Origin of the sequence: Kaistella palustris DSM 21579 (assembly GCF_000422265.1) — a bacterium.
Classification (GTDB): Bacteria; Bacteroidota; Bacteroidia; order Flavobacteriales; family Weeksellaceae; genus Kaistella; species Kaistella palustris.
Window position 1 is genome coordinate 292,317 of the sequence record NZ_AULL01000017.1, and the last position, 23,357, is coordinate 315,673.

The following is a 23,357-nucleotide window of genomic DNA, read 5'->3' on the forward strand; positions in this document are numbered from 1 at the left end:
ACATGGCGGGTAGAATTTTTTCACCGGGAAAATTATTGCTCACTTCAGAATACGTCGTTCTCGATGGCGCTTTGGCTCTTGCCCTTCCTACAAAATGGGGGCAGGAGTTTTTTTATGAAGAAATTGAAGACGGCCGCTCACTGATCAGCTGGACAGCCATGCATAAATGCGTGCCCTGGCTGCAAGCAGAAATCGACTACCGGCACGGAAAAGTCCTGTCGACCAACCTTCCCGACAGCGCAGCTTTTATACTCAAAGTTTTATTGCAGATCAAAGAAACTTCAGGTGCACAACTTCAGAAAGATTCGTCATATTCGCTCACTACAAATCTCCAGTTCCCGCCCGATTATGGTTTGGGCAGCAGTTCAACATTAATGAACAATCTGGCAGAATGGGCAGAAACAGATCCTTTTGTGCTTAATGAAATATGTCTGGGCGGCAGCGGCTATGATATTGCCGTAGCCAAAGCGCGCAAAGCTGTCCTTTATCAAAACTTGGGTTCAGAGCGGAAAACCGAAACGCTGAAATATAATCCGGTTTTCAAAAACGAATTGATCTTTATTCACCTCAACCAGAAACAGAACAGCCGGGATGGGATAAAACTTTACAGAGAAAAAACCGCCTCATCCTCATTTATTTCTGAATTTTCTGAGCTTACGCATCAAATTGTTCAAGCATACAATCTGCAGGACTTTTCAGATTTAATGGCGTTTCATGAAGAGAAACTTAGTGACTTTCTGGGTATGGAAACTGTAAAGCAAAAGCACTTCAGCGATTGTCCTGTTTTTGTGAAGAGTTTGGGCGCATGGGGCGGCGATTTTGTGATGAGTACGAAATTCCCGGGTTACGAAAACTACTTTTGGGCTAAAGGTTTCAGTACAGTATTCGACTGGAAAGGCTTGATTTTATGAGTCGTTTTCCTTTGTAACCGGTGGTCCGCGGGTGGTGACGAATATCATTGCATGTCTTTCTTCTGCCACTGAATAATTCGTTAAATTTGTTTTTCACAAAAAAAATAGTAATTAAACAGACGTTATGAAGAACATCAAGATCATCCAGCAATTACATGATTTAGGTATTACGGGCTACCAGGAGGTGGTTTACAATCCTACTTTCGAAGAACTCTTCCAGGCAGAAATGTCCCCTTCAAACCAGGGTTTTGAAACAGGTCAACTTACAGATTCCGGCGCAGTTTCCGTAAAAACAGGTGTTTTTACCGGCCGCTCACCGAAAGACAGATTCATTGTTAAAGATGAGGTTACCAAAGATATCATCAACTGGGACGGTAAAGTAAATCTGCCCACGACACCGGAGATCTTCGAAAGCTGCAAGAAACAGGTGATCGATCAGTTGTCTTCTTCAAAAAAAATATATGTGGTTGATGCTTTTTGCGGTACCAATCCCGATACGCGGCTAAAAGTACGCTTTATCATGGAGGTTGCCTGGCAGGCTCATTTCGTTACAAATATGTTCATCCGTCCATCCAATTACGAACTTGAAAATTTTGGGGAGCCAGATTTCATGGTGATGAACGCGTCTAAGACAACCAATCCAAACTGGAAAGAGCAGGGTCTGAATTCCGAGAATTTTGTGATGTTCAACTTAACTGAAAAAATTCAGATCATTGGTGGAACCTGGTATGGCGGCGAGATGAAAAAAGGAATGTTTGCGATGATGAACTATTACCTTCCGCTGAAAGGTATGGCATCAATGCACTGTTCTGCAAACGTGGGTGAAGAAGGCGATGTGGCTTTATTCTTTGGCCTGTCCGGAACAGGAAAAACCACACTTTCCGCAGATCCCAAAAGATACCTCATCGGTGATGATGAGCATGGCTGGGACGATAACGGCGTTTTCAATTTTGAAGGTGGCTGTTATGCGAAAGTGATCGACCTTACCGAAGAAAAAGAACCGGATATCTTCAAGGCGATCCGACGTGATTCTCTGCTAGAAAATGTAGTGGTAAATGAAAACGGTCAGGCAGATTATACCGATAATTCGATCACAGAAAATACCCGCGTTTCCTATCCGATTTACCATATCAGCAAGATCGTGCTTCCTTCAAAAGCAGGTCACGCCAAGAAAATAGTTTATTTATCAGCCGACGCTTTCGGCGTGTTGCCACCGGTATCGGTGTTGAACGAAGATCAGGCGCAGTATCATTTCCTCTGCGGGTACACTTCTAAACTCGCCGGTACCGAAAGAGGAATTACCGAACCCCAACCGTCCTTTTCTCCGGCGTTCGGTGAAGCGTTCCTGACATTGCACCCAACCATGTATTCTAAAACTTTGATCGGTAAAATGAAAGAACATGGTGCGAAAGCTTATTTGGTAAATACCGGCTGGAACGGAACCGGAAAAAGAATTTCGCTGAAGGACACACGTGCCATCATCGACGCAATTATTGACGGATCTATTGATTCTGCAGAAAAAACCACTATTCCGGTGATGAACCTGGAAATCCCGACTAAACTTCCAAATGTTTCAGAAGGAATTCTGGATCCGCGGGATACCTACGCAAGTACAGAAGAATGGGAAACCAAGGCGAAAGATTTAGCCGCGCGTTACATCAAGAATTTTGAGCAATACTGTGACAATGATGAAGCTAAAAAATTAGTTGCTGCCGGACCACAGTTATAAGTAGTTTTAATTGTTTTTTGTAAAAATTCCCTCTGCCCGCGCGCTGAGGGAATTTTTTTGTTCCTCAGTTCCACGTCACTTTTGATGGGTGTGATTATTGCTGGTTTCTAAAGTGCTTTTGGATGAAGATTCAATTTCCTTACAAACTTTCACAAAACCAAATATTTTTTTCTGATGAAGAAATTCAAACCCATCACTTTACCGGATATCTCACAAGCCACAGTTCCGATGGCGTATCCGTCGCGCAGAAACCAACTGCCCAAAGCCGGTGTTGTACTGGCCGCAGATGTAGGTGGAACCAAAACCGATTTTGCCCTTTTTGAAATAAAGGACAGTAATTTGATTTCTATTAAAGGCCAACGGTTCCCGACAAGTGACCATCAATCATTTGTTGATGCGCTTCACCAGTTCCATACCGATAAATCCGTGAAGATCGATGCGGCCTGTTTAGGCGTGGCAGGTCCGGTGGATGGCGATAAAGTGCGCGGTGTAAATTTCGCCTGGGAAATAGATGCCAATAAACTTGAAAAGGATCTGGACATTTCGAGCATTTTTCTCATTAATGATCTTCAGGCTAATGCTTATGGGCTTTCTTCTCTTCAGGATGATGATTTCATCATTATCAATGAAGGCGAAAAAAATAAAGGCAATGCCGCGATAATTTCTCCGGGGACAGGTTTGGGCGAAGCAGGTTTGTATTGGGATGGGTCGCACTACAATCCGTACGCAACGGAGGGTGGTCACTGTAATTTTTCGCCCGTAGATGAACTCGATCTGGAACTTTGGTCTTTTCTAATGAAGGAATTCGGTCATGTAAGCTGGGAACGTGTAGTGTCCGGTCAGGGGATTTACAATATTTACAGATTTTTAAGACAGAAAAGCAGTGAAAAAGAACCAGCCTGGCTATCGGATGAATTTGAGAAAGAAGATCCTGCTATTGCAATTTCAACTGCCGCACTGGAAAAAAAGGACGCGGTAAGTAGTGATACTTTAAAACTTTTCTTAAAATATCTGAGTATTGAAGCCGCGCAACTCGCCCTGAAAACCAAAGCAACCGGCGGAATTTATGTCGGTGGCGGAATTGCACCCAAAATCCTTGACCTTATTGACAAAGAAGTTTTTAATAAGAACTTTATCAACGTCGGTCGCATGGAGCATTTGCTCAAAGAAATACCCGTAAAAATTGTACTAAACGATCAGACCGCCTTGATCGGTGCGGCATATTACGCTGCAATGGGAATTCCGGCATAGCGGGACGTGAGTATAACTTTTCATTTTCGCCACTTTTTATAAATGTTGATCAGACCATTAGTAGAACCATCGTGCGAATCTACAGGTTCACCGTTTTCAAGTTCGGGCTGTACTTTCTGTGCAAGCTGTTTTCCGAGCTCAACGCCCCACTGATCGAAACTGAAGATATTCCATATTACACCCTGAACAAATATTTTATGTTCATACAAAGCCGTCAGCAATCCTAAGGAAAAGGGGGTGATTTCTTTAAGAAGAAAGGAATTCGTTGGTTTATTTCCCGTGAAAACTTTAAAAGGAATAAGTTTTTTAATTTCCTCCTTATCCATATCTGACTTCGTCAGTTCATCATTCACTTCATCTGCAGTTTTGCCGTTCATCAAGGCTTCAGTCTGTGCAAAGAAATTCGACAAAAGGATCTGGTGATGCTTACCGACGGGATTGTGGCTGATCGCCGGCGCAATGAAATCACATGGAATTAAGTGTGTTCCCTGGTGAATGAGTTGGTAAAATGCGTGCTGCCCGTTCGTTCCCGGTTCTCCCCATACCACAGGTCCGGTGCTGTAAGTCACTACATTTCCGTTCCGGTCTACGTGCTTTCCATTGCTCTCCATATTTCCTTGCTGAAAGTACGCGGGAAACCGGTGCATATACTGATCATAAGGCAGAATCGCCTCGGTTTCAGCGCCAAAAAAGTTGGTGTACCATAAACCGACGAGTGCCATTAACACAGGAATATTTTCGTTGAAGTCTGTATTTTTAAAATGTTCATCGGCAGATTCAGCGCCTTTCAAAAGATGTTCGAAATTGTCGTAACCCACCGTAAGCGCGATGGACAGACCAATGCTGCTCCAAATGCTATAACGACCACCGACCCAGTCCCAAAATACGAACATATTTTCGGGATCAATGCCAAAATCCTTTACACCTTTTTCGTTCGTTGAAAGTGCCACGAAATGTTTGGCAACTTCTTTCTCATCTTTCGCGGTTTTCAGGAACCAGTCACGGGCGGTGTGCGCATTGGTCATGGTTTCCTGTGTAGTAAATGTCTTGGAGGCGACCGTAAAAAGCGTTTCTTCAGGATTTAAATTTTTCAGGACTTCTGTAATCTGCGTTCCATCAACATTAGAAATAAAATAAGCCTGAATACCATCGATCCAGTACGGTTTCAGCGCTTCAGTGATCATCACAGGTCCCAGGTCGCTTCCGCCAATTCCAATATTTACAATGTTCTTAATTTTCTTGCCGGAATAACCCTTCCATTCGCCTGTGTGAATTTTCTCGCAGAAAGATTTCATCTTTTCACGCGTTTTGCGGATTTCAGGCATGATGTCTTCATCACCAATCATCACCGGTTGCTGAGAGAAGTTTCGCAAAGCGGTATGCATTACGGCGCGGTCTTCGGTTTCATTAATTTTTTCCCCGGTAAACATGGCTTCGCGCGCTTCTTTAACTTTGCACTCTTCGGCGAGTTGAAACAGTTTTTCCAGCGTTTCAGTGGTAATTAAATTCTTAGAATAATCAAAAAGAAGATCATCCAGCTGTACCGACATTTTCTCGAAACGCCCGGCATCTTCCTGAAAAAGATCTTTGATCTGCACATTTTCCATTGTCGTCTGGTGAATACTTAAGGCTTTCCAGGCCGGTGTTTCGGCAGGATTTATTTTTGGGAACATAATTGTAGTTTTAAATTATAATTAATGTCTGGCGGCACTTCGGTTTATTTTACCGTCTCCGTCAGTCGTGATGCTGCTGCTCCGTCTAAGAACCATTTTACTTTTTCAGCGTCCTGCGCAATTAATCTTGCGGGATATAAATCTGCGCTGCCGCTCTGATCTTCGAGGATGTGAAATACTGCTTCAGATTTGCCGGCACCGAAAACCAGGAATGCAATATTGCGGGACCGATTGATCAGTGGTGCTGTCATGGTGATACGCTCCATCTGCACTTCTTCCACATAAACCGAGCGGATAGTTGCTTCATTTTCGTGCAGCACCGAGGTGTTCGGAAAAAGCGAGGCCGTATGCGAATTGTCACCGAGACCTAAAAGATTGAGGTCAAATTCAATTGGTTTTTCCCCAAAATGTTTGGCGATCATTTCGGCATATTTTTGAGCAGATTCCTCCGGAGTGCCCGTTGTATCTACTTTAAAGATGTTGGAATTTTTAATGGCCAAAGGTTTAAACAGAGCATTTTCTGCCATTAATGAATTCCGTTCCGGATTACCTTCCGGCACAAAACGCTCATCGCCAAAGAAAAAGTAAATTTTATCCCAGTCGAACCTACTCCGAAATTTTTCTGAGGCTAAAAGTGCATAGAGTTTTTTAGGCGAACTTCCGCCGGAAAGCACAAAAGTAAATTCGCCGCGTGCTTTTATGGCTTCCTCCGCCAGATCGCAGATATATTCTGCCAAAGCATCAACGAGGTCACTTACTTCTTTATAGATTTTTAGTACAGCCATCAGTCTTTTTTTGTTTTTTCCGGCAGGTTAAACCAGTGATAACCGTCTTTTGCAATTAAAGCTTCCGCATTTTCGGGGCCCCAGGAATCTGCCGGATAGTTGGGGAAATTAGATGTTTTGTTATTTTCCCAATATTCCAGCACAGGTGTGATCACTTCCCAGGCTTCTTCCACCTGGTCCGCGCGCATAAAAAGTGTCTGATCACCGGAAATAATATCGAGCAGCAAAGTTTCATAAGCTTCAGGTGCCTGGACTTTTGTTTTGTCGGAATAATCGAAAACCATATCAACCGTATTCAGATTCATCTCCAGCCCCGGTATTTTACTCTGCAGCTGGAAACTTATTGCCATATCCGGCTGTATGCTGATCACCAGCCGGTTTTGTTTCGGGATATTACCTTCGGACTTATTAAAGATATTATGCGGCACTTCCTTAAACTGAATCGTAATTACCGAAGCAGATCTAAAAAGTCTTTTGCCGGTACGGAAATAAAACGGAACGCCCTGCCAGCGCCAGTTATCAAGATAAAATTTCAGCGCAGCATAGGTTTCGGTATTTGAATTCGGATCTACATCGATCTCTTCCCGGTAACCTAAAACTTCTTTTCCCTGAACCCAACCTGGGCCGTATTGCCCCCGTGCTGACATTGAATCTACAGTTCCGGGCAGTATTTTCTTTACCGCTTTCAAAACATCAACTTTCCGGTCGCGAACTTCATCAGCTTCAAAGTTGATCGGCGGTTCCATTGCGATAATACAGAGCAGCTGCATCAAATGGTTCTGCACCATATCGCGTAAAATTCCCGCATTATCAAAATAATCACCCCGCGCTTCCACACCAATTTGTTCAGTGACGGAAATCTGAACATGCTCAATGTGATTCCTGTTCCATAAAGGTTCCATAATGGAATTTGCAAAACGGAAAGCCATCACATTTTGTACGACTTCTTTTCCAAGGTAATGATCAATTCGGTAGATCTGCTTTTCATTAAAAATAGTCAGCAGTCTTTTGTTGAGATCTCTCGCTGACTGCAGGTCGCGCCCAAAAGGTTTCTCGATAATGATCCGTGTAGTTTCGGGATTATTTTCAATTTTACTTTTATTAATGTTTTCGGCGATCGTACAGAAAAAGTCCGGTGACACCGCACAATAATAAGTCACAGAAGGCTGCTGCTCCCATTCATTTTTCAAAAAATCAATCCTTTTACCAAATTCTTTGAATTCTTGGGCGTCTTTTATGTTTGCGATCTGGTAAGTGATATTTGCAGAAAAAGTTTCCCACTGTACCTTTTCGGCTTTACCCGAACGGGAAAATTCGTTGATACCTTCCAGCAGTGAAGTCCGGTATTTGATGTCGGTTAGTTTGCTGCGGCCCGTACCGATGATGGCAAACTTTTCCGGCAGGCGGTTATCGAGGAAAAGATTATAAAGCGCGGGAATAATTTTTCTTTTCGTCAGGTCGCCTGTACCACCGAAGATGATGAAAATAGCCGGCATGGAATTATTTGGGGTTTTGTTCATAATTTTAAATTCAAAGTAAATTAAGAATCCGCATCGGTATTAACTTTTGGGTCGCCTTCCCAATCCGTGTGGAAGACGCCTTTTTTACCCTTGAGTTCGTAGGTATGCGAACCGAAAAAGTCCCGTTGTGCCTGAATTAAATTTGCGGGCATTTCTGCAGCCCGGAAATTATCGAAATAGCCCAGTGAAACCGAGAACGCCGGTGCTGCAATACCGTGTCTGGCGACATCTGACACGAAAGTGCGGATTCCCGCCAAACTTCTTACAATATTTTCGTGAATAGAATCATCCATAAACAAATGTTCAAGCTCAGGATTTTTCTGATATGCCGCATAGATGTCCTCTAAAAATGCGGAACGTATAATACAGCCGCCACGCCAAATTTTGGCGATCACGCCGAGATCCAGGTTGTATTTGTAATCTACATTGGCGCGGTGCAGCAGGTGCATTCCCTGCGCATAAGCCGAAACCATTGCAAAATAGAAAGCTTCTTCCATACTTGCAATATATTTTTCATTATCATCAGAATAGGGTTCTGCCTTTTTATTCGGGTAAAGGTCTGCGGCTTGCGTACGGAGTTCTTTATATTTGGAGAGGTCCCGCATCGAAACCGCAATGTCGATGACCGGAATTGGCAAAGTAAGATCCATCGCAGCCTGTGAAGTCCATTTGCCCGTTCCTTTGGCTTTCGCTTCATCCTTAATATCATTTAATAGAAGGTGATCAGTACCGTTTTCTTTAAAGGCGAAAATATCGCGTGTGATTTCTAGAAGATAGGATTGCAGGCGGCCTTCATTCCATTTTTTATAGACGTCGTGAATTTCGTTGTCAGATAATCCAAGACCGTTTTTAAGCACTTCGTAGGTTTCAGAAATTAACTGCATCAGCGCGTATTCGATTCCGTTGTGTACCATTTTTACAAAATGACCGGCCGAACGTTCGCCCATATAAGCCACCGTAGGATCACCGTTCACATGCGCTGCAATCTGGGTGAGAATTGGCTTTACTACTTCATATGCTTCTTTGTCACCGCCCGGCATCATGCTCGGTCCGCGGCGCGCACCTTCTTCACCTCCTGAAACACCCATGCCGATGAAATGGTAGTTCTTCTCTTCCAGATATTTAAAACGCCGGTCAGTATCTACGAAATGAGAATTACCTCCATCAATGATAATGTCGCCGGGTTCCAGAACCAAAAGCAGTTCCTCGATCACGCTGTCAACGATGGTACCCGCAGGCACAAGCATCATTACGACCCTGGGAGTTTTCAGGCTTTGGGCAAACTCCTTCATATCGGTAAAGCCATGGATCGCCTCCGGATTTAATTCGTTTAAAGCAACCACTTTATCCGGACTGATGTCGTAACCCGAGCAGGTGAAACCGTGATCTACTATATTTAACAGGAGGTTGGAACCCATCGTACCCAGGCCGATCATTCCGAAAGAGCTGTGTTTTTTTTGTGTCATGATATTGTTTTACTGTAACTGTTTACTATAAATGTTGAAGCGGCGTTTAGTCTTTTTTTCTTATTTGGTCACTGATGCTTTTCAGCAGTTTTTCGTAGGCTTGGTTGAATTTTTCGATGCCTTCATCTTCCAGTTTCTGCGTGATGTCATCAATGTTGATTCCCGTACTTTTTAAATCACTTAAAACTTTGTCGGTTTCCTCCGGTTCGGTAATTAAAGTGTCGGAAACTTTACCGTGATCCCGAAAAGCCTCGATGGTTTCGAGAGGCAACGTGTTAATGGTATCTTTCCCAATAAGATTTTCAACATACAAAACATCGCTCAGCGAAGGATCTTTTGTACTTGTACTCGCCCAAAGTACCCGTTGAGGTTGTGCTCCCTTGGCAGCCAGTTTCGCCCATCGGTCAGAAGAAATCATTTCAAGATAGATCTGATAGGCCTTTTTCGCTGAAGCGATTGCAACTTTGGACTTTAGATTTCCAGCACCTTTTTCTTTCAGCAGAGGATCGACCATTACATCGATACGACTCAGAAAGAAACTGGCCACAGAAGCAATTTCTTTAATGGAATTACCTTCCGCAAGGCGGTCTTCGAGCCCACTCATAAATGCTTCAGTGATTTCGCGATAGCGGGGAAGACCAAATAAAAGGGTGACATTAATGTTTATTCCTTCACGCAGACACTCGCGAATCGCGATAAGTCCCTGTTGGGTGCCGGGTATTTTAATCATCACATTTTTCCGGTCCACTCTGTTCCAAAGGTCGCGCGCCTGTGCGATCGTACCGTCGGTATCACGGGCAAGGAATGGTGAAACCTCTAAACTTACAAAACCATCTCTACCTTCAGTTTTATCATAAACAGGTTTAAAAAGATCGGCGGCCCGCTGAATATCCGCAATAGCCAGATCGAAAAATATCGCCTGGGTATTATCTTCATTTTGGGAATATTTAATGATGTCTTCGTCATAATCAGAACTGCCGCTGATGGCTTTTTCGAAGATCGAAGGATTGGAAGTCAGTCCGCGCAGATCGTCCTCATCGATAAGTTTTTGGAGTTTGCCGGAGTTCATGATTTCGCGATCGAGTAAATCCAGCCATATACTCTGATCCATTTTTCTTATTTGATTTAAAGGATTCATTTTTCTTTGATTTTAAAAGTTAATAATCTCACGCCGGGAAAGCCTTAAAGTTTCTTTTCAACTTTCTGAATTTTCTGAAGCCGCCGCAGATGTCTTTCTGCACCGATGAATTCTGCTTTTAGAAAAGTAAGGGCCAGTTCTTCGGCACTTGCAAAACCTGTTATGCGACCGCCTAAACATATCAGGTTCATGTCATCATCTTCAACACCCTGGTGCGCAGAAAAATGTTCGGTGATCAAAGCCGCCCGTACGCCTGCAATTTTATTTGCAGCAATACACGCACCAACGCCGCTGCCACAGATAGCAATTCCACGATAAACTTCGCCCTGCGCAACGCTATTGGCGAGAGGAATCACAAAATCGGGGAAATCATCATCATTATTCAGTTCAGTCGCGCCAAAATCCAGCAACTCATAATTTTGCTTCCTTAAAAAACGGGTTATATTTTCTTTAAGTTCAAAGCCACCGTGATCGGCGCATATTCCTATTTTCAATGATGAGGGGTTTGCCATATTTTTATGCTAAGGAGTTCTGTGAGATTTTAAATGATATTATTGTTTCAGGCTTTTTTGTTTTGAGAAATCAAAGCTTTTGCCTTTTCCACCACGTGTTCCGCGGTAAAGCCATATTCAGCCATCACTTCGTCTCCCGGCGCAGATTCGCCAAATCTGTCAATGCCTATTACAGCGCCGTCATCTGTGGTATATTTCAGCCAGCCAACGGGCGAAGCAGCTTCTACCGCTAATCTTGTGCGGACATCTTTCGGGAATATCCGGTCGCGGTAAGAAGTTTCCTGTTTTTCAAACAAATTCCAGGACGGCATGCTTACCACACGGGCGTTTATGTTTTCATTTTTTAATTTTTCCTGCGCTTCCAGTATGAGATGAACTTCCGAACCTGTCGCCATTAATATAATATCCGGCTGCCCTTCCGAATCGGAAAGAATATAGGCGCCTTTTTCAAGATTTTCTGCTGCAGAATATTTCTTTTGATCAATTATTGGGATTCCCTGTCGGGTAAGTACGATACAAACCGGACCTTCTTTATGTTCAATTGCGACGCGCCACGCCTGTGCTGTCTCATTGGCATCCGCAGGACGAATGACCGTCAAGTTGGGCACGGTGCGCAAACCGATAAGTTGCTCAACCGGTTGATGTGTGGTACCGTCTTCGCCTAAGCCAATGCTGTCATGTGTGAAAACCATTATCGGCCTTATTTTCATAATAGCAGCTAAACGAAGTGGCGGCCGCATATAATCAGAGAATATCAGGAAGGTGGCCCCGTAAGGAATGAGATAATTGCTGAGCACCATGCCATTGAGTACTGCGCCCATCGCATGTTCGCGGATACCGAAATGGAAGTTTCGCCCGTCCCTGTGTTTTGATGAAAAAGATTTAAAGTCGTCGAGGTTGGTGTCTGTTGAAGGTGCGAGATCCGCAGAACCGCCAATCAGTTGCGGAAAATGTTTTGCCAGCGCATTCAGGGTTTTACCGGATGCTTTTCGCGTCGCGAGTTTTTCACCGGGTTCGAATGTGGGTAGATTTTTTTTCCAGCCTTCCGGTAATTTGCCGGCAGTTATGGTTTCATATTCTTTGGCAAGTTCCGGGTGTCTTTCTCTGTAATTTTTATATAACTGATGCCAGCTTTCTTCGCTTTGTGCAGATTCTTCACCGGCATTTCTATAGTAGTTCAGCACATCATCTGGAATTTCAAAATTCCTGTCGGGATCGAAGCCGAAATTTTCTTTCACAAGCCGTACTTCATCTTTCCCCAGGGGTGAGCCGTGCGCTTCGGCGGAGTTGTGTTTGTTTGGACTGCCATATCCAATAACACTTCGGACTTTAATTAATGAAGGTCGCGAGGTCTCGTCCTGAGCTTTTTTAATGGCAGTTTCCAATGCTTCCAGATCATTAAGATCCGGCAAATCCTGCACATGCCAGCCATAAGCTTCAAAGCGTTTGCTCACATCTTCGGTAAAAGCCAGATCGGTATCGCCTTCTATAGTGATGCTGTTGCTGTCGTAGAAATAGATCATATTTCCCAAACCGAGTTGCCCCGCAAGCGAAGCGGCTTCTGCAGTTACACCTTCCATGAGGTCACCGTCACTGCAGATTGCATAAATCCGATAATCAAAAATATTAAAATCGGGTTGATTATAACGGGCAGCCATGTATTGCTGCGCGATTGCCATTCCCACACCGTTTGCAAAACCCTGACCGAGCGGCCCGGTCGTAACCTCAACTCCGGGCGTAAGACCATATTCGGGATGACCCGCCGTGATGCTGTGCAGCTGCCTGAAATTCTTAATGTCTTCAAGTGAAATTCCATAACCCGTAAGGTAAAGATAGCTGTACTGCAGCATACATGCGTGTCCGCAGGAAAGAACAAAACGGTCGCGGTTAGGCCACTCGGGATTTCTGGGATTATACTTCATGACCTTTGACCAAAGCACATGACCAAGCGGTGCCAGCGCCATCGGTGTTCCCGGGTGGCCGGAGTTGGCTTTCTGTACGGCATCCGCAGATAGAACGCGCACAGTGTCGATACTTTTCTGGATTAAATTTTTGGTTTCCATATTTTAGAATTCATCGTGAATGAAAGTGGAAATGACTCCACCAGTTGATGTTTCAGAATTACAATTTCTGTCCGGCCGAAGTAGAAAATGTGGCAGAACCCGTTGTTTGAATGTTTTAAACATGCCGAAAAAGCGGCTTTTCGATTCTGTCTGAATTTTAGAACGAAAGCAACCTTATATGGCCGGAAATGTTTTTGAGGCATTGCATTTTCTGCACAGTAAGCATGCAAAAATCTTTCCAAAAAACAGAGCTCTTGGAAACAGGAAAATTTCAAAAAAAAATTTTTAAAGTGAGGTGAGAAACAGAAGCGTGTCTGGACGCGCGAACCACTATCCTGGACAATTTGTAGAGAACCAAAATAAAAACCCTGTAAACAATTGGCTTACAGGGTTTTGGTGGAGTTGGAGGTTTTCGAACCTTACATATTTTAACATAACTTAAAATATGTAAGTGTACTATTTATCAGTATTTTAACTATATTTGTATAAGTTAATATAATTAGTTTTTATATCTAAATATAGAAGAAGTAGCACCCAAACTGGCACCCAATGAATTACACTTTTAAACTTAAAAAACCTAGTGAAACTAAGGAAACCCTCATTTACTTTCGTACTTTTTTCAACAGTGAAAATAAGAATTTCATCTATTCTACTGGCGAAAAAATTAAGCCTTCTGAATGGGACTTTGAAAATAGGCAACCTAACGATTTAAATGGAAGAACTAAGCGGGCTGAAATTCATAGAAGTCTGAAAATGCAACTAGATAGGTACAGTAGTTTTTTTACTGAGATAGTAAATCGTTATAAAAATATAAGCGAAGAACTTACTGTAAATATACTTAAACAACGATTTGATGAAAAGTTCAAGAAAATTACTGTAAAAAGTGATTTTTTTAGAATTTATCAGGAATTTTTGGATGAGAAGGAAAATGATTATACTGGAAATTCAATTTCAAATTCGACTCTAAAACGTTATAAATGTAACAAAACTTTACTTGAAGATTTTGAGAAGAATAGTAAAATCAAAGTTACTCTCGGAAAATTTGATGATAAGCTCTATAACAAATTTCTTAAATATTGTATTGAAGAAAAGAAGCATTCTGCGAATACTGTACATAGAAATGTTGGTCTTCTAAAGACTTTTTTGCTTTGGGCTTTAAATAGGAAATATACTTACAATAACGATTTTATTGCTTTCAAGAAACCTGCTAAATTTATTACTGACGAAATTGCTTTGAACTACGAACAGGTTGAACTAATTTACAATTACGATCTTGCTAAAAATAAAAGATTGGAAAAAGTTCGTGACCTATTTGTTTTTGGTTGCACTACAGGAATGAGGTTCGGTAATTATAGCACAATCTCAAAGAGCGATCTTGAAGGTAATTTTATTAGAGTAATAGATTTAAAAAGCAAATCAAAAAATTTAGCAATTCCTTTAAATAGTATATCTAAATCAATTCTTGAAAAATATGATTATAATTTGCCGAGTATTACAAATCAGAAGATGAACGAATATATTAAGGAGGTATTTAAAGAATTAAAATTTACTGATGAAATAAAGAAGACAATGAAGTATGGTGATGAATTGGTAGACCAAAAAGCCGAATTTTGGACAAGAATTTCCTCACATACTGCAAGAAGAAGTTTCATCACTATAATGAAGAACAAACGAGTTCCGGATAAAGTAATAATGAGTTATACAGGTCATACAAGTCTGGAGGTCTTCAATGCATACTATCGACCGAGCGAAGAAGATAAAATCAATTATATGAATGAAGTTTTTAAATAATCATTAATTTAGATTATGGATCAAAAGAAACTTTATGGACGTTGGAATTTTTGGGAAGAATTTGTAGGTTATCCTATGATGATTTTTTACTGGATCAAAGGTGAAAAAATTTCAAAGATGTTGTCAAAAAGAATTGAAAAGGCCAAACAGAAATCCAGCCAAATCAGTCTTACTGATAAGAAAAGAAATGAGTTTCTTATTCGATATGAAAAGTTAGATAACTTTTTCACTTTCCACTTCAAAAATATAGATGCTTCCCGAAATCACAACTTTGAAGAGAAAATCGAATATTGTTTAGAGCAATATCGAAGAGAATCATTAAGTATTTTAAGCTCAAGCAACCTGATGAAATTACAGGGCAATTTTTTGAATGGAGCTGAAACTACGCTTTTACTATATTTTGCTTTAGAAGGTAAAGTAAAAAGAGAAATTCGCTTATCGGATATTATGATTGGTGAAAACAGTTCGCAAATTTTCATTGCTTTTCTAAAGGGTAAAAAATTCATAGATGAAAATCACAACCTAATCGTAGATCAGAAATCTTCCTTCATCAGAATCCACCGATTCTTAAAAGACAATCATATTATTAATCCGGATTTTCAAGACACCACTATTATTGAGGCTATGGAAAACGAATATAATTCCAATTTTGACAAAGGAACATTTTCACGGGCAATAACTGTGAAACCTAATGATTTTGAGGAAACTATCTATCAAGAATTATCTAAGTTGTTTAATATCAAGTATTAAACTTTACGCAATTGAGTAGAATTGCATCATTAGTTATTCCAATCATACAATTTTGTCTGCAAATAAATATCAGATTATGCAGACAACAAATCCATTCCAAACCATTCTCGACGAATTAGGGGAAGTGAAAGACTTACTCTATTCTCTCAAAAAAGAACCTGACATCGAGTTGAAAAAGAAACTATACTCTATCAGAGAGTGTTCAGAAATTCTAAAACTCGATTATCAAACCGTACGCTCACATATTTTAAAAGGTAACATTAAAGCAGAACAAATAGGAAGATTCTACAGGGTCAACCATTTTGATCTGATGGATGCTTTAAACGAGGTCAAATCACTTAAGTATAGAAGATAGATAGAGACTTTATTTATCAAGCATTCTAATTCACCCTTCAATATTTCCTGTGCGGAATCAAACCTTTAAAATATGAGCGAAAAAATCCCATATCTAAGAGTAGGGACAACCTACTATAAAACTATTGAGAAACCATTAATCTCAGGTGATAAAATCTCAATATTGACTCGATGGAATCGTGAGACCATTATCAGCGATCACGGAAAGATATATGTCTCAAAAGTTCCTAAGTATGATGGTTTCTGTTGTATACCATCCCATTTGCAATACCAACAAATTATCCAAGGATTCTATAATGTTTACAATGAGATTCCTTATCAGCCGATTAAAGAAACACCGGAGCAAACATATCTACAAGAGAAGATTCCATTTTCACTTAGATTTATGGAGCATATTTTTGGAGAACAGTTGGAACTAGGATTAGATTATATCAAGATCTTACTGCAATATCCAACACAGATCCTCCCGATTCTTTGTCTTGTAAGCAAGGAAAGATCTACCGGGAAATCTACATTCATCAAATGGCTTAAATCCGTTTTTGGACTAAATATGACTTACATCAAAGGCGATTCTTTCAGCAGTCAGTTCAATTCGGATTGGACATCAATGTTGATCGTTGCTATTGATGAAGTATTCTTTGACAAAAAGGAGATTACGGAACGACTAAAATATCTTTCCACTACCGATAAAGACAAGAAAGAGGCAAAAGGAAAAGATCGTGAAGAAGTGGAATTTTTTGGAAAATTTATTCTCTGTTCCAATAATGAAGATAACTTCATTCAGATTGATGAAAATGAGATACGATTCTGGATCATCAAGGTAAAATCGATTAAAACGGAGAATACTGAATTTCTACACAATTTAAATAAAGAAATCCCTTATTTTCTTAGATATTTAATTCAAAGACCTTTTCACAGCCGTAAGGAGACACGGATGTGGTTCACTGATTCCCAGATCAGAACCAAAGCCCTTCAGAAATTGGTTTGGAAAAATAACAACAAATTAGAATCTAAAATCGTCGAACTTTTATATGAGTTTTTTGAGAGTACGGAAGACAGCAAGATCAATTTTATTCCACAGGATATTTTCAATATGCTGGTTAAAATGTTCAGTAAACAGTATTGGACGGTAAACGATGTCCGAAAACTCCTGAAAGAAAACTGGAAACTTGAACCTCAGAACAATTCACTGGCTTACATCAAATACGACATCGATTACAGTAGAAGTTTTTACCAACAGAATAAAACAGGACGGTATTTTACAGTAGACAGAAATTTTATTCTTCAAAAATTTGATGAAATGATGAATTAATTGATAATGAAAATAAAATCAATTAGTTACATCTCATCAAAAACCTCATCAAACTTTTAAACCTTGGTTTTTGATGTGAGACTGATGAGAAGAATATTTCTACTTTGATGAGATGATGAGACTTTGATGAGGTTATAAAGTATTGTAATTCAATTTTTTATAAGGCTTTCTCATCAATTCATCAAAAATTAGTCGAAGACAAACTAATCCGCCTTTCATCGACAGGACAACTACTATCTATTAATAAAAACATTAAAATTTACACAATGAACTGCAAACAATTTAACAACATATCGTTGGAAGAAGTCCTCCTTTCTCTCGGACACCTTCCTACGAAACAAAATGAAAAAGAAGCTTGGTATCTCAACCCCTTTGCCAACGAATCCCAAGCCTCTTTTAAAATCAATAAAAGAATAAACTATTGGTACTTATTTTCAGAAGGAATCGGTGGAACGAATACCGACTTTATGAAGAAATATCTGAACGCTTCAGTCAATGAAGTTTTAGTATGGGCAGAAGATCAGAATTTCTCTTCTTTTCAAAAGCAAAACATTCCTGATCAGAAGTTCGAAAACCCGAGTAAAAATTATGAGATACTTGATGTGAATGAAATCCAGCATCCTGCACTTTTGGAATATTTAAGAGAAAGAAAAATTGGAAATCAAACTCAGTTCTTACACGAAATTCGTTACCGAATGAATGATAAAAACTATTTCGGAATTGGATTCGAGAACGATTCTGGCGGTTATGAAATCCGTAATAAATATTCTAAAATCTGTTTGGGTAAAAAAGGTGTTTCAACCATTAAAAATGGTTCGGTATCGCTTCGAATTTTCGAAGGTTTTTTTGATTTTATTTCCTTTAAAAATGTAGAAAATTTTTTAGAAAAAGAACCTTCTGATTATATCATTTTGAATTCCGTTTCGATGATTCACAATATTAAAAATTCATTAGGAAATTATGAAAATATTGAACTTTATTTTGACAATGACGAAGCCGGAAATCTGGCGGTTGAAATGATTAAAAATGAAAACAAAAACGCAGAAGATTGTCGGGTTTTATATTCAGATTTTAAAGATTTGAATGACTGGATGATTCACAAAAATCCATCACCTGAAAGACAAGTGAAACAAAGGCGAAGGTGAGTAAAATAAACAAAGGTAAAATGTGGTGGTATGTTAGTGCAAAAAGTACCCAAAGTTTACAATAAGCGTATCCGCTGATTGCAAAATTGGGATTTTTGATTTCTTCCTATCGTCAGAAATGTTTTTTTTAAATACGCCAAAATTAATACAATGGAAAAAGACTTTTTACAAGAATTTATACACCAGGTAGCCAAAGAAAATCAAGCAAAGATTGCTCAGGAAAAGAGAAAAAAATATTTTCAGGAATTAGGTCGTAAAGGTGGTTTGAAAACCAAAGAAAATAAAAAATTGGACAAAGTTATTTCAATACGAATGACCAATTCTGAATATGAAATTCTACTTCAAAAGCAAGAAAAACATCCGCTAAAATTGTCCACTTATATCCGGAATATTTTGTTCGAAAAAGAACTAAAAATCAATGAATTTCAAACTGATGAAGTCTTACTTCAATACGGAGCCCATTTCAAAAAAATCACCAACCTTTTACGAAATCGGGAATGGAATGCTATTGAAAATAAGAAAGAAATCTTGATGAGAATTGAAAATTTGATCGAATTAATTCATCAATATTTATATATAAAAATTCAGAAAAATGAATAATTCGGCAACCACAAGAACCATTACAAAAATTGCTTTGGAATACAATGCAAACGATAAAGGAACAGCAGAAATGGTTGCTTCGAATTATCTTTTGAGTGACACTGCTGAAGGTCAGTTTAACGAAATGAAAACCGTAGCTGAAAGAAATACCAAAGTGAAGAAATGGGCATTGACTGGTTATATTTCTCAACCGGACGAGATCGGTAGAAAATTGAAGGATGAAGAATTCAAACGAATTGCGATAGAAGCTCTTGCAAAAGTAGGTTTGACAAACAAAAATCAATATCGACTGGATATTCATAACAGTACAAAACATAAGCATATTCATTTTGTCGCCAATAGGATTGATTTTTCGGGAAGGTGCACTGTGAAAGCACACGATATCGGAAAGAGATTTGGTGAAGCTGTCAGAGAAGTTTGCAAAGAGAAAGGATTATTAACCGATGTTGAAATTGGAACTCAAAAAAAAGCTGAGATGCTGAAAAGCTTGACCGAAGCTATCAGGTCAAAAGATAATTTTGATGATCTGATCTCAGAAATGAAGAAAAAAGGTTTTGAAATTCAATTGTCTTCAAATGTAAAAGACGGGATTTCGGGAATGCGAATTGTGATGGAAAAAGACAAAAATTTTCAGACAGAAAGGATTTATAAAGCTGGGTATAAATTATCTGAAATTTCAAATCAATTGAAAATCTCTGAAATAAAATCTCTATTTAAAATGAAACAAGCTGTTAGGGAAGTACAAAGAAATGCTGACAACTTAAAGGAGTTTCGGGAAAATCTCCAACAAAAGGGATTTTCTGTAAAGATCCAATATAACGGAGACTTTAAAGCTGGTCAAAAAAATCAAATTAAAGATATATGGATAAATGAAATTAATAATAGTCAAAACAAAAACGGATTTTTTTTCCGGAAAAATGTTGGATTCTCTCTTTCTTCAATAGATTCTGACCTTGGTGATCTGGTAAAATCATTAAGTCAAAGTAGTGTAAATAATGACGCAGGTAATCCTTTGAAAAAAGAAACAAATGAAAGCTTAATAGAAATTGCAGGCAAATTATTAGGTGACTTCCTTAATCCAACCTATGTTTCTCAGGACGAAGATGAGCTCTGGAAAAAGAAGCGAAAATTAAGACGATAATCAAAAATTAAAAAAAATATGGAAAATGAAAGTAAAGAATCTAAAAGTAATGGAATGGAACTTTTAGAAAACGTGATCAAATCAAACAAGGAAAATATTGAACAAAATATCAAACTTCAGTTTGCCATTGAAGACCATACGACCCTGTTGAACGAAGTACAGATCAGTTTTGAAGATGGACAGTCGACCAATAATGAAACTGTAGCCTTTATGAAAGTAGAGCAAACCAAAAGAGTTGAATTCCTGGACAGTATTCCTACTCAGGTAGAAACAGTTCTTTCAAAAGAAGCTAAAGATTATTTGGACGGTTTTGGAAAGAATATACGATGGAAGAAGAAATTTATTTGGAGCGGAATTGGAGTTTTTGTCTTTGCGGTTTTAGTACTGATCGTCTCCATTAATTTCGCAACTAATTGGTACAAAGAAAGCATCAAAGCCAAAAGTGAATTGCGTCAAGATATTTTAAATGAAATTGCTGATGAAGGAAAAAAAATCTACGATGAAAATGAGATAACAATTTTGAGAGAAAACACTCAAATAATGCAATTATGGATCAAGAACAATCCTAAAAAAGCGGAAGATTTTCTGAGGTTTAAAGATGGATATAACGCAAGTAAGGAAAATCATTAAAGAAATTATCACTTAGCTGGAAAATTACTTTGGAGATTAAAATTAAGGTAAAAACCTTCGGTGAATATATTTTCTAGTATTTGAATCTTTTTGAATTGGATCTCTAAGCTTCTCTTTAGACAATTTATTAAAAAATATTTTGCGAAGCAAATATTATATTGTAATATTGCGATATAATATTTTTTGGAATTATGGGAGCTACTAAAACAGAACATTTTACAGATAAGCAAAATCAAATCGCAACAATTGCAAAAGCATTAGGACATCCTGCGCGAATAGCAATTATTGAGTATTTGATGAAAGTCAATGAGTGTATCTGCGGCGATATTGTGAACGAATTGCCTTTAGCTCAACCAACCGTTTCCCAACATTTGAAAGAACTGAAAAATGCAGGGATCATAAAAGGAAACATCTCCGGAAACGCCATTTGCTATTGTATAGACGAAAAGACCATCGAAATTCTCAACATTTATTTTTCCGCAATAGTACAAACTGTTACCAAATCAAAATGCTGCTAAGCGTTTTTTTACCTTAATATATCGCAATATTGCATTTAACCTATAAAGATTTAATTATGAAATTATCAGAAGTCAAACAAATTTTGCCAACATTAGAAAATGTTGAATTCCAATTAGAAAATGGTGCTTTTGTTCCTGAACATTTTCACGTTACAGAAGTAGGAATGATTAATAAAAACTTTATTGATTGTGGCGGTGTCATCCGTTCAGAGAAGGTTGTGAACTTTCAGCTATGGAATGCGGACGATTTTGAACATCGTTTAAAGCCTAACAAATTGCTCAATATTATCAAACTTTCTGAAGATAAATTAGGAATCGAAGATTTTGATATTGAAGTTGAATATCAAAGTGAGACAATCGGTAAATATGATTTAGAATTTAACGGGAAAACATTTATTCTAAAAAATAAGACTACAGCTTGTTTAGCTCAGGACGCTTGTGGAATTCCATCAGAAAAAGAAAAGAAAAACTTATCCGAACTTAATGTAAATCAAAACAATTCTTGCACACCAGGTGGAGGATGTTGCTAAACATAATTTACTCACTAATCTGCCATTATAAAATAATCAAAACCAAAGATTAATGGATGAAATATACGACGTCGTTGTTATTGGAGGAGGACAAAGCGCTTTAGCCTGCGGATATTATTTGAGAAGAGCTAAACTGAATTATGTAATATTGGATAAACAAAATATATCTGGAGGTGCCTGGCTTCATACTTGGGACAGTCTAACCCTTTTTTCACCAGCCGATTACAGTTCCTTGCCTGGCTGGGCGATGCCGAAATCTAAAAATAAATTTCCTCCTAAGCAAGAAGTAATAAATTACTTACAGCAATACGAAGCACACTATCAGCTGAATATAAGACGGGGATTTGAGGTTAATAATATCAAAAAAAATGGAGATTTTTTTATCGTTGATATACAACAGAACACTATAAAAGCTAAGTCAATTATCTCAGCAACCGGAACTTGGGGAAACCCTACTATTCCAAACATAGATGGCATCGAAAGTTTTAAGGGAATACAAATTCATTCCGGAAACTACAAAAATCCAGAGGACTTTATAGGAATGAAAACTTTAGTCATTGGTGAAGGGAATTCCGGTGCACAGATTGTAGCTGAAGTTTCAAGATTTACTGAAACAAAATGGTCTACAAAAAGAGAACCTCAATTTCTTCCAGACAATGTAGATGGTTATTACCTATTTAATGTTGCGTCAGCGAAATACAAAGCGGAAAAAGAAGGAAAACCCTTTGATGCATCGCAGTACAATTTAGGAAATATCGTTATGGTTCCTCCTGTTAAAGAAGCTCAGAAAAGAGGCGTTTTAGTTTCAAGCGGTTCATTTCATAAAATTTATGATCAAGGCGTGGTATGGGATGATGGAAATTCAGAAGAGTTTGATGCTTTTGTCTGGTGCACAGGCTTTGGTTATGACACCGCCTACTTAAGATCAATCGTCCGTATAGATGAAAGTGGTATCGCTAAAACCACAGATAGCAGATCTTTGGAAATGGAAGGTTTATGGTTTGTTGGCTATGGTAACTGGACAGGCTACGCATCTGCAACATTAATTGGTATAAACAGATCTGCAAAACAAACAATAATTGAAATAGAAGAATTCTTAAATAAAAATAAATAAAATGAAAATTGCATTATTCAGCGACATTCACGCTAATCTCCCTGCATTGGAAGCATTCTTTGCAGATGTTGAAAAAAGAAATCCCGACAGCATTTATTGTTTGGGAGATTTAGTAGGTTACAATATCTGGCCAAATGAAGTGGTCAATGAAATCCGTAAAAGAAGAATACCAACTATTGCAGGTAACTACGATTTTGGCATTGGGAGAATGAGTAATGAATGCGGTTGCGCCTACAAAACAGACGCTGAGAAGGACAACGGAAACATTTCCATTTCTTTTACTAATTCTTTGATGAAAGACGACGAACGTGCGTACCTACGTACACTTCCAGCACATATAAAAGTAGAATTTCAATTGAATGAAGACAAACTAAACCTGCTTTTGGTACACGGGAGTCCGAGAAAAATAAATGAATATCTTTTC

Annotated in this window: 22 protein-coding genes; 15 read left to right on the plus strand and 7 right to left on the minus strand. The window is 38.9% G+C overall.

Translation table 11 applies throughout. From position 1 onward, the window contains the following. Positions 1-2: 2 nt before the first annotated feature. The 3 genes from H562_RS0108215 to glk all read left to right on the plus strand — a co-directional run bounded on the left by H562_RS0108215 (position 3) and on the right by glk (position 3,891). Positions 3-911, plus strand: coding sequence for a GYDIA family GHMP kinase (locus tag H562_RS0108215; RefSeq protein ID WP_027377073.1), 909 nt, complete (start codon positions 3-5; stop codon positions 909-911). A 124-nt stretch (positions 912-1,035) separates the two neighbouring features. Then, on the plus strand, positions 1,036-2,640 hold the full coding sequence (pckA, locus tag H562_RS0108220; RefSeq protein ID WP_027377074.1) for a phosphoenolpyruvate carboxykinase (ATP): 1,605 nt from the start codon (positions 1,036-1,038) through the stop codon (positions 2,638-2,640). A 174-nt stretch (positions 2,641-2,814) separates the two neighbouring features. Beyond that, the gene (gene glk, locus H562_RS0108225) at positions 2,815-3,891 is read left to right on the plus strand and encodes a glucokinase (RefSeq protein WP_051190446.1); all 1,077 of its coding nucleotides are present in this window, start codon (positions 2,815-2,817) and stop codon (positions 3,889-3,891) included. A gap of 20 nt (positions 3,892-3,911) precedes the next feature. Here the strand turns inward: glk and pgi are convergent, their stop codons facing one another. From pgi to tkt, 7 genes are read right to left on the minus strand one after another with little or no spacing between them, the layout of a single operon-like run. Continuing rightward, on the minus strand, positions 3,912-5,564 hold the full coding sequence (gene pgi, locus H562_RS0108230) for a glucose-6-phosphate isomerase (protein ID WP_027377076.1): 1,653 nt from the start codon (positions 5,562-5,564) through the stop codon (positions 3,912-3,914). 44 nt (positions 5,565-5,608) lie between these two features. Beyond that, positions 5,609-6,349, minus strand: a complete 741-nt coding sequence (gene pgl, locus H562_RS0108235) for a 6-phosphogluconolactonase (protein WP_027377077.1) — start codon at positions 6,347-6,349, stop codon at positions 5,609-5,611. Continuing rightward, the gene (zwf, locus tag H562_RS0108240; protein WP_027377078.1) at positions 6,349-7,869 is read right to left on the minus strand and encodes a glucose-6-phosphate dehydrogenase; all 1,521 of its coding nucleotides are present in this window, start codon (positions 7,867-7,869) and stop codon (positions 6,349-6,351) included. Before zwf ends, pgl begins: the two co-directional genes overlap by 1 nt. A gap of 20 nt (positions 7,870-7,889) precedes the next feature. Then, positions 7,890-9,335, minus strand: coding sequence for an NADP-dependent phosphogluconate dehydrogenase (gndA, locus tag H562_RS0108245; RefSeq protein ID WP_027377079.1), 1,446 nt, complete (start codon positions 9,333-9,335; stop codon positions 7,890-7,892). Between the two features lie 46 nt (positions 9,336-9,381). Then, the gene (gene tal / locus H562_RS0108250) at positions 9,382-10,473 is read right to left on the minus strand and encodes a transaldolase (RefSeq protein WP_027377080.1); all 1,092 of its coding nucleotides are present in this window, start codon (positions 10,471-10,473) and stop codon (positions 9,382-9,384) included. A 44-nt stretch (positions 10,474-10,517) separates the two neighbouring features. Further along, positions 10,518-10,985, minus strand: coding sequence for an RpiB/LacA/LacB family sugar-phosphate isomerase (locus H562_RS0108255; RefSeq protein ID WP_233701988.1), 468 nt, complete (start codon positions 10,983-10,985; stop codon positions 10,518-10,520). Positions 10,986-11,032: 47 nt separating this feature from the next. After that, the gene (gene tkt / locus H562_RS0108260; protein WP_027377082.1) at positions 11,033-13,048 is read right to left on the minus strand and encodes a transketolase; all 2,016 of its coding nucleotides are present in this window, start codon (positions 13,046-13,048) and stop codon (positions 11,033-11,035) included. Positions 13,049-13,597: 549 nt separating this feature from the next. Between tkt and H562_RS0108270 the strand changes: the two genes are divergently transcribed. The 12 genes from H562_RS0108270 to H562_RS0108325 form a co-directional block, all read left to right on the plus strand. Next, entirely contained in the window at positions 13,598-14,839 is a 1,242-nt protein-coding gene (locus tag H562_RS0108270; RefSeq protein ID WP_027377083.1) for a tyrosine-type recombinase/integrase, read from the plus strand. Positions 14,840-14,854: 15 nt separating this feature from the next. Further along, complete coding sequence (locus H562_RS0108275; RefSeq protein WP_027377084.1) at positions 14,855-15,589, plus strand: hypothetical protein; 735 nt, start codon at positions 14,855-14,857, stop codon at positions 15,587-15,589. 76 nt (positions 15,590-15,665) lie between these two features. Continuing rightward, entirely contained in the window at positions 15,666-15,944 is a 279-nt protein-coding gene (locus tag H562_RS0108280; RefSeq protein ID WP_027377085.1) for a helix-turn-helix domain-containing protein, read from the plus strand. A 72-nt stretch (positions 15,945-16,016) separates the two neighbouring features. After that, the gene (locus tag H562_RS0108285; protein ID WP_027377086.1) at positions 16,017-17,255 is read left to right on the plus strand and encodes a primase-helicase family protein; all 1,239 of its coding nucleotides are present in this window, start codon (positions 16,017-16,019) and stop codon (positions 17,253-17,255) included. A gap of 266 nt (positions 17,256-17,521) precedes the next feature. Continuing rightward, a complete protein-coding gene (locus H562_RS14875) occupies positions 17,522-18,400 on the plus strand; it encodes a toprim domain-containing protein (protein WP_051190447.1) in 879 nt (292 codons plus the stop codon). 150 nt (positions 18,401-18,550) lie between these two features. Then, positions 18,551-19,000 (plus strand): plasmid mobilization protein, encoded by a 450-nt coding sequence (locus H562_RS0108295; RefSeq protein ID WP_027377087.1) that lies wholly within the window; start codon positions 18,551-18,553, stop codon positions 18,998-19,000. Continuing rightward, on the plus strand, positions 18,993-20,141 hold the full coding sequence (locus H562_RS14880; RefSeq protein ID WP_027377088.1) for a relaxase/mobilization nuclease domain-containing protein: 1,149 nt from the start codon (positions 18,993-18,995) through the stop codon (positions 20,139-20,141). The genes H562_RS0108295 and H562_RS14880 overlap by 8 nt, the downstream gene beginning before the upstream one ends. 18 nt (positions 20,142-20,159) lie before the next feature. After that, positions 20,160-20,771, plus strand: coding sequence for a hypothetical protein (locus tag H562_RS0108305; RefSeq protein ID WP_027377089.1), 612 nt, complete (start codon positions 20,160-20,162; stop codon positions 20,769-20,771). 191 nt (positions 20,772-20,962) lie between these two features. After that, the gene (locus H562_RS0108310; protein ID WP_027377090.1) at positions 20,963-21,289 is read left to right on the plus strand and encodes an ArsR/SmtB family transcription factor; all 327 of its coding nucleotides are present in this window, start codon (positions 20,963-20,965) and stop codon (positions 21,287-21,289) included. 56 nt (positions 21,290-21,345) lie between these two features. Then, positions 21,346-21,819, plus strand: coding sequence for a DUF6428 family protein (locus H562_RS0108315; RefSeq protein WP_027377091.1), 474 nt, complete (start codon positions 21,346-21,348; stop codon positions 21,817-21,819). A 52-nt stretch (positions 21,820-21,871) separates the two neighbouring features. Further along, positions 21,872-22,933, plus strand: a complete 1,062-nt coding sequence (locus tag H562_RS0108320; RefSeq protein WP_027377092.1) for an ArsO family NAD(P)H-dependent flavin-containing monooxygenase — start codon at positions 21,872-21,874, stop codon at positions 22,931-22,933. Between the two features lies 1 nt (position 22,934). Beyond that, a partial coding sequence (locus H562_RS0108325) for a metallophosphoesterase family protein (RefSeq protein ID WP_027377093.1) occupies positions 22,935-23,357 on the plus strand: 423 nt, incomplete at its 3' end.